The following is a 12,141-nucleotide window of genomic DNA, read 5'->3' as shown; positions in this document are numbered from 1 at the left end:
TAGAGCGGTTTCCAATTCAGTGTACAGAATTCTGCATATTTTCACCTGATGAAAGCGTATTCGATTGATTTGCGGGAACGGGTAGCGGCGGCTTGTGCCGCGCCGCAGGCCCGGATTTACCAAGTCGCTGCCCAATTCAGCGTATCCGTTTCGTTTGTGGACAAGCTGTTGCAGCGCCAGCGCCGCACGGGTTCGCTGGCCGCCCTACCCGCACGCGGCGGCCCGGTGCCGCGCCTGGACCCGGCGGGCGAGGCGCTGTTGCGGGCCTGTCTGGTGGCGCAGCCCGACGCGACGCTGGCCGAACTGGGCACCGCCTTGCACGCCGCCGAGGGCCCGGTCCTGAGCCGCACCAGTACGTGGCGGGCGGTGGAGCGCCTGGGCTGGGGGCGTAAAAAAAAAGCATCCACGCCGCCGAGCGCGACACCGAACGGGTCGTAGCGTTGCGCCGCTTGTTTGTGGAAGCTATTCAGGAAGAAGACGTTACTCATTTTGTGTTTGTGGACGAAACGAGCACCAACCTCACGTACTGCCGCCGCTACGGCCGGGCCCCCGCCGGCCGGCGCGTGGACCAGGCGGTGCCCTTGCACAACGGCCCGAACGTGACGCTTATCGCGGCCCTGACCCCGGACGGACTCGGGGCGTTGCTCACCGTCAATGGGGCCGTCAACGGCGACGTGTTCGCGGCCTATTTGGACCAGGTGCTCGGCCCCACGTTGCAGCCGGGCGACGTGGTGGTGCTCGACAACTTGACGGTACACAAAGTCGACGGCCTGGACGAAATTGCCCAAAAATACGGCGCCCGCTTGCGCTACCTGCCGCCTTACTCGCCTGATTTCAACCCCATTGAACTCGCTTTTAGCAAACTCAAGACGTGGCTACGCACCACCAAAGCACGCACCTGCGACCTGCTGGAAGAGGCTATCCAGGCGGCTGCCGAATGGATAAATGAACAGGATGCCAAAAACTGGTTTGACCATTGCGGATATCATGTACACTGATTTGGAAACCGCTCTAGTTGATATTTTTAGAAATACATTGATTATTGACTTGCCCAATAGGTGTCGAGCGCATCGGAATTGACCGGAAGGTTGGAACATTTAGTGTGCGTACCGATGTAGCAGCCAAGTGAACGCGCAACATCGAGCCGTAGACCGCAACCCAGAACAAAAAAATAGTAGAGAACAAATACAGCTTGGACACGGTAGCAGGTGCTTAGGATTGTTGTAATGGCTGAACTTACTAATCTCAACCACCCTTGGATTTCAGTCTTCGCCAGACACCATTCCTCGCACGTTGAACCAAGGATTTTACGCTACAAGCACTGGATTTAAGCCTTTTTCTCGCCCATAAAAAAACGGCGACTGATTCCTCAGTCGCCGCTTCTGTTTCTCAAGCTTCAAAAACCCTACTTCGCCACCACAGCCGTCTTGATGCTCAGCTCCTTGAGCTGCACGTCCGAAATCGGCGAGGGCGAGTCAATCATGACATCGCGGCCGGAGTTGTTTTTGGGGAAGGCGATGAAGTCACGGATGGAATCGGAGCCGCCGAAGAGGCTGCACAGACGGTCGAAGCCAAAGGCGAGGCCGCCGTGGGGCGGTGCGCCGTACTCGAAGGCATCGAGCAGGAAGCCGAACTGGGCCTGGGCCTCTTCGGGGGTGAAGCCGAGCAGCGAGAACATGCGGGCCTGCACGGCGCGGTCGTGGATGCGGATGGAGCCGCCGCCGATTTCCACGCCGTTTATCACCAAATCGTAGGCGTTGGCGCGGGTCTGGCCGATGGTTTCGGGCGAGTCGAGCAGGGCCAGGTCTTCGGGTTTGGGCGAGGTGAAGGGGTGGTGCATGGCGAAGTGGCGGTTTTCCTCCTCGCTGAATTCCAGCAAGGGGAAATCGACCACCCACAGCGGCGAAAACTCCTCTTTGTTGCGCAGGCCCATGCGCTGGCCCATTTCGAGACGCAGCTCGCTCGCGGCTTTGCGGGTTTTGGCTTCGGAGCCAGCCAGTAGCAGCAGCAGGTCGCCGGGGTTGGCGTGGAAGGCAGCGCTCCACTTCTGCAGCTCCTCCTGCGAGTAGAACTTATCGACGGAAGATTTCACCATTCCATCGGCCTCCACGCGGGCGTAGATGAGGCCAGTTGCCGCGATTTGGGGGCGCTTCACCCACTCGGTTAGCTCGTCGAGTTGCTTGCGGGTGTAGGCGGCGCAGGTGGCGGCATTGATGCCGAGCACCAATTCGGCACTGTCGAAAACCGGAAAACCCTGGCCTTTTACGGTGGCGGTGAGGTCGGTGAGCTTCATCTCGAAGCGGGTGTCGGGCTTGTCGTTGCCGTAGTCGCGCATGGCGTCGGCATAGGTCATGCGGGGCACGGTGGGGAAGTCAAGGTCTTTGATTTCCTTGAACAGGTAGCGCACCAGGCCCTCAAACATATCCAGAATATCTTCCTGGGTAACAAAGGCCATTTCGCAGTCAATCTGGGTGAATTCGGGCTGGCGGTCGGCGCGCAGGTCTTCGTCGCGGAAGCACTTCACAATCTGAAAATACCGGTCGAAACCCGACACCATGAGCAGCTGCTTAAACGTCTGGGGCGACTGCGGCAGGGCGTAAAACTCGCCGGGATTCATGCGCGAGGGCACCACGAAATCGCGGGCACCTTCGGGCGTGGACTTGATGAGGACGGGCGTTTCGACTTCAATAAAATCCTGGCCATCGAGGTAGCGGCGCACGGCCTGGGCCATTTTGTGGCGCAGCATGAGGTTGTTGCGCACCGGCGTGCGGCGCAGGTCGAGGTAGCGGTACTTCATCCGCAGGTCGTCGCCGCCGTCGGTTTCGTCTTCGATGAGGAAGGGCGGTAGCTTGGCCGGGTTCAGAATTTCGACGGTTGAGGGGCGAATTTCAATGCCGCCGGTCAGCATTTTATCGTTTTTGGAGTAACGCTCGGTCACGGTACCGGTCACGCGCAGCACGAATTCGCGACCGAGCTGGCGGGCGGTTTCGCGCACGGTTTCGGCCTCTACGCCTTCTTCCAGCGTGATTTGGGTGAGGCCGTAACGGTCGCGCAGGTCAATCCAGAGAATGCCGCCTTTGTCGCGGGTGCGCTGCACCCAACCGCAAAGGGTAACGGTTTGACCGGTGTGTTCGGGGCGAAGCTCGCCGCAGGTATGGGTACGTAACATCTTGTCAATTAACAGTTAACAATTAACATTCATCAATTATCAGCTCTCACTTAACGGCTGGCAGTTTCCAAGGCGCGGGAAGAAACCCGATGTTGGCGGAACAGCTGTTAAGTGTTAATTGATAAATGTTAAATGAATCCGTCGCGAAGGTAGCTATTGGGCCGCCGGGCCGAAAACAGAAACTTTGGTACGGGATATGCAAAGCACTTCGGTAAGTACGTTTCGTATCCCTTCAAGCCTTCCTTCACTCATGAAATTCCTCCCCTCCTTCGCCCTGGCCGCCGCGCTGCTGTTTGCCGGCACCGCCCAGGCCCAAACCAAAATCAAAACCAAAAGCAAGGCCGATGAATCGGGCACCGTCGTCAAATCCAAGAGTTCGGCCGATGCCGTGACGCTGGATGGCCCCATCAAACGCATCGAAACGCTCTCGGGCATCGACGTATTTCCCAAGCCCCAGTCGACCAGCATTTTGCTAAGCTTCACGCAGCAGTTCAGCAAGCCCGGCACCCTGGTGATGACCGATTACAAGAACAAAGTAATTTATCAGACTGCCCTTGACCCGACCACCAGCACCGGCGCCCCGGTGGACCTGGGCCGCATTCCAGCCGGCACCTACCTGGTCGAAGCCAAAACCGGCAATTACGTGTACTGGAAAAAAGTACGCATCAAGTATCCTGCCGTTCGGCGTCGCTAATTCCCTCACCCTTCGAAGGGCCGTGCCACGACTACAAAAGTCGTGGCACTACTTTTATCCCCCCATCGTTTCCGTCTGCTATGAAGATTATCCCGGTTCTGTTGCTACTGCTCGGCCTCACGGCTTTCGCGCCTCCCACCGTCAAGCTCACCACTACCAAGCTGGGCACGGGCCTGAGCGTGGGCGTGCCGGCCACTTTCGCGCCGCTACCCGATGATGGTATTGCCGTGAAATACCCGTCGCCGCGCAAGCCGTTGGCGGTATTTTCCAATCCCAGCGGCCGCGTCGATTTTAGCGTGGCTGTGCGCCCCACCACGTTTGAGAGCATGGATTACGGCGTGCTGCTCAAAATTTACAAAGCCAGTATTCAGCGCCTGTACTCCAAGGTTGACTTTATTAAGGAAGACATTCGCACCGTGAAAGGGCGCGATTTCATCTATTTTGAATTCGTATCGACGGTGAATGACGGGCAGCGCACCAACCAGCTGGCGCCCATAAAACGCTACCAGACCGTGCAATACGCCATTTTGGGCCAGCAGCTGTACGTTTTCACCTTCGTGGCGCCGGCCAACGAGCAGGCGCAGTGGCAGCCCACCGCCCAGGCCGTGATGAATGCCGTGGCCCTGAAGTAGCGCAGCGTCCTGCCCATGAACGACGCCTATTTCATGCTTCAAGCCCTGGCCGAGGCCGAAAAAGCCCTGGCCGCCGAGGAGGTTCCCATCGGCGCGGTGGTGGTGTTTGAGAAACAGATAATTGGGCGCGGCTACAACCAGACCGAGCAGCTGCGCGACGTGACGGCCCACGCCGAAATGCTGGCCCTGACGGCGGCCGCTAACCACCTGGGTAATAAATACCTGGCCGATTGCACACTCTACGTCACCATTGAGCCCTGCGTGATGTGCGCGGGCGCCAGCTATTGGGCCCAGCTGAAGGCCGTAGTATTTGGCGCCGACGAGCCCAAAGTAGGCTTCCGGCGGCACGGGCAGCTGCTGCATCCGCGCACGCAATTGCGGGGCGGCGTGCAGGCAGCCGAGTGCGCCGCGCTGATGCAGGCATTTTTTAGTTTGAAGCGGAAATAACCATACTTTTGAACCTGCGCGGGCGGTGGTCGTAACTAGGTAGCTAGTTGGGCTGTTTCAATACCCGCTGCATTTCTCACACGCTTCACCACCCAAAACACCTGCACTTATGGCTTTCGAACTCCCCAAACTCCCCTACGCCTACGATGCCCTGGAACCCACGTTTGACGCCCAGACGATGGAAATCCACCACAGCAAGCACCACCAGGCCTACGTAACCAACCTCAACGCCGCCATTGCCGGCACCGAGATGGAAAGCCAGTCCATTGAGGAAATCATGCACAACATTGCCAAGGCCCCGGCGGCCGTGCGCAACAACGGCGGCGGCCATTTCAACCACTCCCTGTTCTGGACCATCCTGTCGCCCAACGGCGGCGGCCAGCCCACCGGCGCCATCGGCGAAGCCATCACCACGGCGTTTGGCAACTACGACAAATTCAAGGAGGAATTCACCAAAGCCGGCGCCACGCGCTTCGGCTCGGGCTGGGCATGGCTGTGCAAGCAGGCCGACGGCTCGGTGCAAATCTGCTCGACGCCCAACCAGGACAACCCCCTGATGCCCGACGCGGGCTGCAAGGGCCTGCCCGTGCTGGGCCTCGACGTGTGGGAGCACGCCTACTACCTCAAGTACCAGAACCGCCGGCCCGACTACATCGCCGCCTTCTTCAACCTCATTAACTGGGATGAGGTGAACAAGCGCTTCGCCGAAGCCACGCCCATGTAAATTATCAGCACGCTGGGCAACCCCGGCGTAGCTGCTGCAAAAGGCCCGCTCCACGTTGTGGGGCGGGTCTTTTTTCGTTTTTGACCGGAGCCGCAGGGCGCTCGCAACCAGTATTATCGTTCGAACTGCAACAATTCGTGTACGTACCCGGTTTAAAGACGCGTTTCATTCAACCACCGCCGCGCCTCACGCACCGCAGCCAATCTCTAGATATGTCCAGCAAAGCATTCGAACCTGCCAAACTTGGCGGCCTGACCCTGACCAACCATATTGTTATGGCCCCCATGACGCGCAGCCGCGCCCTGGGCAACGTGCCCAACGAGCTGATGGCCGAGTACTACCGCCAGCGCGCCACCGCCGGCCTCATTATTTCGGAGGGCACCTCCCCCTCGGCCGATGGTCTGGGCTACGCCCGCATTCCCGGCCTCTTCAACCAAGAGCAAGCCACCAATTGGCAGCGCGTCACCGAGACGGTGCACCACCACGGCGGCCATATTTTCATTCAGCTGATGCACGCCGGCCGCGTGTTCCATCCCCTCAACTTGCCCGAGGGCGCTGAAGGCCTTGCGCCCTCCGCCGTTGTGGCCAATGGCCAGATGTGGACCGACCAGCAGCAGATGCAGGACCAGCCCGCGCCCCGCGCCCTACGCCTGGAAGAAATCGCCCGCGTGCGCGACGAATTCGTAGCCAGCGCCAAACTGGCCCTGGAAGCCGGTTTTGACGGCGTGGAGCTGCACGGCGCCAACGGCTACCTGCTCGAAACCTTCCTGAACCCCGCTTCCAACCAGCGCACCGACGAGTACGGCGGCAGCGTGGAGAACCGCGCCCGCTTCGTGCTCGAAGTAACCCGCGCCGTGGCCGAAGCCATCGGGGCCGAGCGTACCGGCATCCGCCTCTCGCCCTGGGGCGTGTTCAACGATATGGCCAACTACCCCGAAATTGACGAAACCTACGCCTACCTGGCGGAGAAGCTGCAGAAAATCGGCGTGGTATACCTGCATCTGGTCGACCACGAGAGCATGGGCGCACCGGCAGTACCCGGCAAAACGGTGGACACCATCCGCGAAAAGTTCACCAACACGCTCATCCTCAGCGGCGGCTACACCTCCGTGGAGCAGATTGACGCCGCCCTGGCTGGCAAGGCCGACCTCGTGGCCATTGGCCGGCCCTTCATCTCGAACCCCGACCTGGTGGAACGCCTCAAAGCCGGTACCCCGCTGGCCGAAGCCGACCAGGCGACCTTCTATGCGCCCGGCCCCAACGGCTTTGCTGATGGCTACACCGATTACCCCACGGCCAACGGCGAGCCAGCAGGCACGTTCTCGCCCACCTACGAAGCGTAACCGGCCGCAATAGCTGAGTTTGCATACCAATCAAAGAGCCCCGGCCTTCACAGGCCGGGGATTTTTTTTGAGGAGTAACGTCCCGTAACTCATCGCACGATGAGTTACGCTCAATGGCAATAATAAATTGACGTTACGCAGTAGGCCCGCAAACCCCACCCCTAACCCCTCCCCTCCGGGAGAGGGGGACTAGTTTTTAGTCTTAGGTTCTAACAACCAAGTTTTTAGAATTAATTCTAGTCCCCCTCTCCCGGAGGGGAGGGGTTTGCGCCTGAACTGCGTAAGGTCAATAATAAAGCTGACAGCTAATGGCTTATTGCCCTTGCTGCCAGGTTTTCACCAACCCGAAGTAGAGCAGGCGCCGCTGAAAAAGCGTGGGTGTGGCCTGCTGGTAGTCGGCGGAGTAGGTATAGCCGCTCACGTTCTCGGTGTTGAACACGTTGCTGAGCACCGCGAACAGCACCAGGCTGCCAGCCTTGCTGGGACGGCGCACAAACTTGCTGGCCGAAATATCGGCGCGGAAATAGTTGGGGAGGGCCGCGGCGTTGGGCGTGGCGGCGTACTGCGGCTGCACGGCGCCCGTGGCGGGGTCGGTGGTGGCGCCCAGCACGGGCGTGAATGGCGCGCCGGCCCGGTACTGGGCAAAAGCCCCCAGCTCGCCCCACTTGCCGGCCAGGCGCAGGTTGGTTTTGAGCGAAAAGGGCAGGTTGTAACGCCGCTGGGCGCGGGCCAGGGCAGCAGCATTGGGGTCCTGGGCGTCGAAGCTGAGACGCGCGGCGCGCACGGCCGCAACGCCCACATCGGCCCTAAAGTGCGCGCCAAAACTGCGTTCGGCGTAGGCTTCCAGCCCCACCAGCCGCGCCGACACCACGGAATGCTCGTCTTTGGCGTACACGGCGGCGGCTACCGTCAGGCCCGGCCGGGCGTAGCTGTAGTCGAGCGCCAGTTGGCGGGTGCGGGTGCGCAGGTACGGGAACTGCAGGGCTTCGGGCGTGGTGGTGGCCGTGTACTGCCCACCCGATAGGTTCAGGAACTGCCGCGCGCTCAGGTCGCGGCGCAGGTTGAGCTGGGCGCTCCGGTAGCCGGGTTGGGCCGGGCGCGGCAGGGCATTCAGGCGCAGGCCCAGGCCGGTGGTCCAGGGGCCGCGGCGCAGCTTGGTGTACTGGTATCCTTCCCAAAGCGTGCGGCCGCGGCCAAATGTAGCCGTGTAGGTGGGGGGTTGGGTTGGGTCGGCGCTCCCGGAGGAACTGGGAAACTCGCCGTTCACATTCAGGCGGCGCTCGTCGTAGCTCAGGCCCACGCGGGTCGAAAACGCATCGGTCCAGTATCGGCGGTAGTGCGCGGCAGCGTAGGCGTCGTGGCCGCGGCGGGTGGTGCGGTAGTTGCTCGCGGCATCGTCGGCACGGCGCAGGCTCAGGCCCTGGGCCAGGGCGAAGTCGGCCCGGACCCAGGCCTGCTCGTAGCTGAGGGTGTAGAAGCCGCGGCGGTTGCGGTAGCGGTATTGGTTATCGGGAGGGCCGTTCGGCACGCGGTAGGTGTACTGCTCGGCAATGCCGTAGGCAAATGCCTTGAACGTACCGTATTCGCCTACTTTAGTAGCCAGATGTACGCCGCCGTCCACCAGGCCTAGCCGGGGCAGCTGCCGAAACGAGGCTGGATTTACGGCCCGGAGCAGACGGCCGTCCTGACCGTTGACGTAGGCCTTGAGCATTCCCCGCTTGCCCACCGGCGTGCCCGCCAGCACCCCGGAGTTGGCCAGCCCCAGCGACGCTTGCAGAAACCGGGCGCGCGGCTGCTCGTCGGTGCTCAGGCTGATGAGGCCAGCCCCGGCGTTGCCAAACTCCAGCGGCGGGTTGCTCGGAAACACCAGCACCGACTTCACCAAATCGACGCTAAAAATACCGAACGTGCCCAGGCCGCTGAGCTGCGCAAACTTCACGGCGTCGTAAATCGGCACGTTGTTGAGGTAGATGGCGGTCTGACTGGGGTCGGAGCCGCGCAGGCTGATGCTGGCCAACTCGTCGGTGTTGGTGGCGGCGGGTAGGGTACGCACGGCCAGCAGCGGGTCGGCCGAAGCGGCGGGGTTGGTCACGATTTGCAGGAAGTTCAACTCCCGCACCATAAAATCTTCCGCAATGGGCCGCTTGGCCGTCACTTCCACCTGGGCCAGAGTTTGCACGGCGCCGGGCGTCAGGCGCACTGCCAGCGGCCCGGCCGGCGCGCCCGTCAGCGGCAGGCGCCACGGCTGGTAGCCCACGTAGCTCACCAGCAGCGTATCGGGCCGCCCGGCCGTAGGGCCCGGCAGCGCAAAGGCCCCGTCGAGGTCGGTGGCGGTGCCTGCGCCGGGCGAGTTCGCCAGCCGTACCGTGGCACCCAGCAGCTTGTCGCCGGTGGTGCGGTCGCTCACCATGCCACGCAGCAGCGGCTGCTGGGCCCGCGCCGCCCCGGCCAGCAGGCACAGCACGGCCAGGCTACGCAGGCATTGCTGCGCGCAAATCAACTCCATGAAAAGCATGATAGGGGGATGTGAAACCGGTTTTTTCAGTGTTCAACGGCGGCATTTTTCATCGTCGCGCCGGAGAGCCGTTGCTCATCCCCAACGGCAGCGGTTCGGCCTGTCTGGACCTTACAGTTTGGCCACAATGCCCTTGAGCCGGGCGTGCGCGGGGTATTTGCGCAAGCCCTCGGTGCCGTATTGGCGGGCCAGCCCGGCCTGGCCGGTGGCCTTGTGCGCTTCCACCAGGTAGCAGTAGGCGTCGGCTTTGCCCCAGTCGGGGGCGTAGGGGTTGGGGTCGGGCTTGTCGGCCAGCGCAATGGCCTGCTTGAAATGCGCGGCGGCCACTTTGCCGCCACCGTACTGCTTGGGCGTGTAGAAATCGTTGATGCCGCGCGCGTAGTGGGCGCGCAGGTTGTCAGGCGCCAGGGTCAGGGCTTTTTCGGCATTTTCCTTCACCGTGCCGGCTTTGAAGGGGATGGTGAGAAAGTTGGCAAATTCCAGGTTCAGGCCTTGCAGCAACGACAGCAGGGCGTAGTGCTCGGCGTTCTTCGTGGGAATGTCTTCCAGCAGCGCGATGCCCTTGTTGAGCGCCGCTTCGGCCCGCTGCTTGTCCTTGCCGTAGCGGAAGTACAGGTGGTATTGCGCAAAGGCGCCCCAATAGCTGAGGTAGGGGTTGGGGGTTTGGGCCCGCAGCCGGTCGAGTGCCCCGGCCAGCTGCTGCACCGAATCGGTGGGCGTGCGCCAGGTGAGGCGGCTCTGAATATTGGCGAGCACGGCGGCTCCGTTGGCCTGGGCCCGGCCCATGCGGGGCAGTAAGGCGGCAGTCAGCAGCATCAACACGAACACGTACTTTTTCATGGCGAAAACAGGTTAGAGGCGTGAAAAATGAGGAGAGAAACGGGCAGAAAAAAGGACAAGGCGCGGCCCGGCTGGCCCGCAAAAGCGGCCAGACAAGCAGGAAACCAGGATGTGGGCAGGGGCCGGCGCGGTACTAGCCGCCGGGCTTGAGGTAGCGTTGCAAGTCGGCCACGTACTTCTCGAAAGCCGCCACGCCCACCGGCGTGATGGCGCAGCGCGTGAGCGGGTAGCTGCCGTTCATCTCCCGGGTCACGGTGAGGTAGTTGGCTTCTTTCAGCTTGCCCAGCTGCACGCTCAGGTTGCCGGCGGTGGCCCCGGTCTTTTCCTTGAGGAAGTTGAACTCGGCTTCCCGTACGCTCAGCAGCAGGCTCATCACCGCCAGCCGCAGCTGCGAGTGCAGCAGCGGGTCGAGGTCGCTAAACGGTGCGGCCACGGCGGTATTGGTTTCGGAGCAAGTGCCCCGGTACGATGTAGGCCACCAGCACGGCGGCAGCGATGAGCAGCAGTTGCGCTTTAAAGTCGACCCGGAACGCCACCGTGGCCAGCAGCCAGCAGGCCGCGCCGCCCCAAATCAGCGGCCGGAAGCGCAACGCCCCGCCCGTGGCAAACGTGCTCAGGCCGTAGAGCGCAATGATGAGCGGATACGCCAGGCGCCAGCCCGAGGCCGCGCCCATACCGATGAGCATTACCATGAGCACCCCGAAGCCGGCCCACAAATAAGTCATGAAATCGCCCTGTGCGGTACGCGCCCGCTCCCGCTCCCGGCGAGCCCGGCGCGCACCGTCGACGAATGAAGCCACCGTGCCCAGGCCCATGAGCAGGGGCCAGGCCACCCAGGGCTTGTCGTAGTTGAGCGCCAGCAGACCGTAGTGCGTCAGGGCCGCCGCCAGCACCAGCCAGCCCCAAAGCAGCAGGTTAAACGAATTATCGCTCAGGTCCTGCTTCGCCGACTGTATCATCTGCTGAATCAGGCGCAGGCTGTCGGGCGCGGAAAAGGGTTTTTCGAGGGGTTCCATGACGTAAAAAGATAAAGAGATAACAGTTGGAGAAAAAAAGCAGCCGCTAAGCCGTACGGCTGCGCTGGTGCAGCAGGTAGCCCGGCACCACGTAGCTCACCAGCATGGCCCCGGCAATGAGCAGCAGCTGGGTATCGGCGGCCACCACAACGGCAATGGCGCCCAGCAGCCCGCACGCCGCGCCGCCCCACAGCAGCGGGCGGAAGCCCAGCACCCGCCCCGCGGCCACCGTACCCACGCCGTAGAGCATCAGAATGAGCGGGTGCGCGTTGACCCAACCGATTTGGGTGGCGCTGGCCACGGCAATCAACAGCACCAGCACGAAGCTCTTTTGCAGCAGGCGCATCTGCTTGGCGGCAGTGGACGTGCTGGCGGCTGATTGCTGGCGCCGGCCCCGAACCGCCTGCACCACGGCGGCCAGGGGCATCAGCACCATCCAGGGCAGCCAGGGCGCGGCAAAGCCCGCGTGCTCCAGCGCGTAGTTGCTCAGGGCGGCTACCATCACCACCAGCCCGCGGAACACATAGGTGAAGGCGTACGCCCGCAGCTCGGTCGGGGTCACGGCCTCGGCCAGCTGCCCGGAAGCAAGGGCAAACGGGCGAGCGTGGCTGCTGATGGCGGAGCTGGGCGAGAGGCTGGCGAGGTTTTTCATCGGAGCGGTGAATTAGGTGTGAGGATAGAACAAATGTAAACTGGTTTATTTTATAAATCAAATTACTTCGCAAACTTTTTTCAGCGAGCTTTTGCAGATTTTCAGAAGC

13 protein-coding genes are annotated in these 12,141 nt (G+C 61.9%); 7 read left to right on the top strand and 6 right to left on the bottom strand.

Annotated features, from left to right (window positions below; all coding sequences use genetic code 11):
- The first annotated feature begins 48 nt into the window (after positions 1 to 48).
- On the top strand, positions 49 to 438 hold the full coding sequence (locus GM79_RS06475; RefSeq protein ID WP_051718595.1) for a hypothetical protein: 390 nt from the start codon (positions 49 to 51) through the stop codon (positions 436 to 438).
- A gap of 2 nt (positions 439 to 440) precedes the next feature.
- Positions 441 to 998 carry an IS630 family transposase gene (locus GM79_RS06470; protein WP_051718594.1) on the top strand — a complete coding sequence of 186 codons (558 nt, stop codon included), beginning with the start codon at positions 441 to 443 and terminating at the stop codon, positions 996 to 998.
- A gap of 407 nt (positions 999 to 1,405) precedes the next feature.
- Here GM79_RS06470 and aspS read toward each other — a convergent pair whose 3' ends face one another.
- Positions 1,406 to 3,169, bottom strand: a complete 1,764-nt coding sequence (gene aspS / locus GM79_RS06465) for an aspartate--tRNA ligase (RefSeq protein ID WP_035561027.1) — start codon at positions 3,167 to 3,169, stop codon at positions 1,406 to 1,408.
- A 250-nt stretch (positions 3,170 to 3,419) separates the two neighbouring features.
- Between aspS and GM79_RS06460 the strand changes: the two genes are divergently transcribed.
- From GM79_RS06460 to GM79_RS06440, 5 genes are all read left to right on the top strand, one after another.
- Positions 3,420 to 3,863, top strand: a complete 444-nt coding sequence (locus tag GM79_RS06460) for a T9SS type A sorting domain-containing protein (RefSeq protein ID WP_035561024.1) — start codon at positions 3,420 to 3,422, stop codon at positions 3,861 to 3,863.
- Between the two features lie 80 nt (positions 3,864 to 3,943).
- Entirely contained in the window at positions 3,944 to 4,495 is a 552-nt protein-coding gene (locus tag GM79_RS06455) for a hypothetical protein (protein ID WP_035561020.1), read from the top strand.
- Between the two features lie 15 nt (positions 4,496 to 4,510).
- Positions 4,511 to 4,942 (top strand): nucleoside deaminase, encoded by a 432-nt coding sequence (locus GM79_RS06450; RefSeq protein ID WP_035561018.1) that lies wholly within the window; start codon positions 4,511 to 4,513, stop codon positions 4,940 to 4,942.
- Positions 4,943 to 5,051: 109 nt separating this feature from the next.
- A complete protein-coding gene (locus tag GM79_RS06445; protein WP_035561015.1) occupies positions 5,052 to 5,666 on the top strand; it encodes a superoxide dismutase in 615 nt (204 codons plus the stop codon).
- 212 nt (positions 5,667 to 5,878) lie between these two features.
- Positions 5,879 to 7,009 carry an alkene reductase gene (locus GM79_RS06440; protein WP_051718593.1) on the top strand — a complete coding sequence of 377 codons (1,131 nt, stop codon included), beginning with the start codon at positions 5,879 to 5,881 and terminating at the stop codon, positions 7,007 to 7,009.
- A 313-nt stretch (positions 7,010 to 7,322) separates the two neighbouring features.
- On the opposite strand, the gene GM79_RS06435 is transcribed toward GM79_RS06440, so the two are convergent.
- From GM79_RS06435 to GM79_RS06415, 5 genes are all read right to left on the bottom strand, one after another.
- Positions 7,323 to 9,515 (bottom strand): carboxypeptidase-like regulatory domain-containing protein, encoded by a 2,193-nt coding sequence (locus GM79_RS06435; RefSeq protein ID WP_161787133.1) that lies wholly within the window; start codon positions 9,513 to 9,515, stop codon positions 7,323 to 7,325.
- 120 nt (positions 9,516 to 9,635) lie between these two features.
- The gene (locus GM79_RS06430) at positions 9,636 to 10,364 is read right to left on the bottom strand and encodes a hypothetical protein (protein WP_035561009.1); all 729 of its coding nucleotides are present in this window, start codon (positions 10,362 to 10,364) and stop codon (positions 9,636 to 9,638) included.
- Positions 10,365 to 10,497: 133 nt separating this feature from the next.
- Positions 10,498 to 10,797, bottom strand: coding sequence for a winged helix-turn-helix domain-containing protein (locus tag GM79_RS06425; RefSeq protein ID WP_035561006.1), 300 nt, complete (start codon positions 10,795 to 10,797; stop codon positions 10,498 to 10,500).
- The gene (locus tag GM79_RS06420; RefSeq protein WP_051718592.1) at positions 10,781 to 11,380 is read right to left on the bottom strand and encodes a hypothetical protein; all 600 of its coding nucleotides are present in this window, start codon (positions 11,378 to 11,380) and stop codon (positions 10,781 to 10,783) included. The genes GM79_RS06425 and GM79_RS06420 overlap by 17 nt, the downstream gene beginning before the upstream one ends.
- A 46-nt stretch (positions 11,381 to 11,426) precedes the next feature.
- Entirely contained in the window at positions 11,427 to 12,032 is a 606-nt protein-coding gene (locus GM79_RS06415; RefSeq protein ID WP_035561000.1) for a hypothetical protein, read from the bottom strand.
- Positions 12,033 to 12,141: the final 109 nt, after the last annotated feature.

It is taken from the genome of Hymenobacter sp. IS2118, from assembly GCF_000715495.1.
GTDB lineage: Bacteria > Bacteroidota > Bacteroidia > Cytophagales > Hymenobacteraceae > Hymenobacter.
Note: the sequence above shows the minus strand (reverse complement) of the source record. Positions and strands in the feature narration are given on the sequence as shown.

What these genes read in the sequence shown, in the direction of transcription:
- GM79_RS06435 (WP_161787133.1), bottom strand. Translation starts at nt 9,515, where the DNA reads ATGGAGTTGATTTGCGCGCAGCAATGCCTGCGTAGCCTGGCCGTGCTG.
- GM79_RS06430 (WP_035561009.1), bottom strand. Translation starts at nt 10,364, where the DNA reads ATGAAAAAGTACGTGTTCGTGTTGATGCTGCTGACTGCCGCCTTACTG.
- GM79_RS06460 (WP_035561024.1), top strand. Translation starts at nt 3,420, where the DNA reads ATGAAATTCCTCCCCTCCTTCGCCCTGGCCGCCGCGCTGCTGTTTGCC.
- GM79_RS06450 (WP_035561018.1), top strand. Translation starts at nt 4,511, where the DNA reads ATGAACGACGCCTATTTCATGCTTCAAGCCCTGGCCGAGGCCGAAAAA.
- GM79_RS06415 (WP_035561000.1), bottom strand. Translation starts at nt 12,032, where the DNA reads ATGAAAAACCTCGCCAGCCTCTCGCCCAGCTCCGCCATCAGCAGCCAC.
- aspS (WP_035561027.1), bottom strand. Translation starts at nt 3,169, where the DNA reads ATGTTACGTACCCATACCTGCGGCGAGCTTCGCCCCGAACACACCGGT.
- GM79_RS06455 (WP_035561020.1), top strand. Translation starts at nt 3,944, where the DNA reads ATGAAGATTATCCCGGTTCTGTTGCTACTGCTCGGCCTCACGGCTTTC.
- GM79_RS06420 (WP_051718592.1), bottom strand. Translation starts at nt 11,380, where the DNA reads ATGGAACCCCTCGAAAAACCCTTTTCCGCGCCCGACAGCCTGCGCCTG.
- GM79_RS06440 (WP_051718593.1), top strand. Translation starts at nt 5,879, where the DNA reads ATGTCCAGCAAAGCATTCGAACCTGCCAAACTTGGCGGCCTGACCCTG.
- GM79_RS06445 (WP_035561015.1), top strand. Translation starts at nt 5,052, where the DNA reads ATGGCTTTCGAACTCCCCAAACTCCCCTACGCCTACGATGCCCTGGAA.
- GM79_RS06475 (WP_051718595.1), top strand. Translation starts at nt 49, where the DNA reads ATGAAAGCGTATTCGATTGATTTGCGGGAACGGGTAGCGGCGGCTTGT.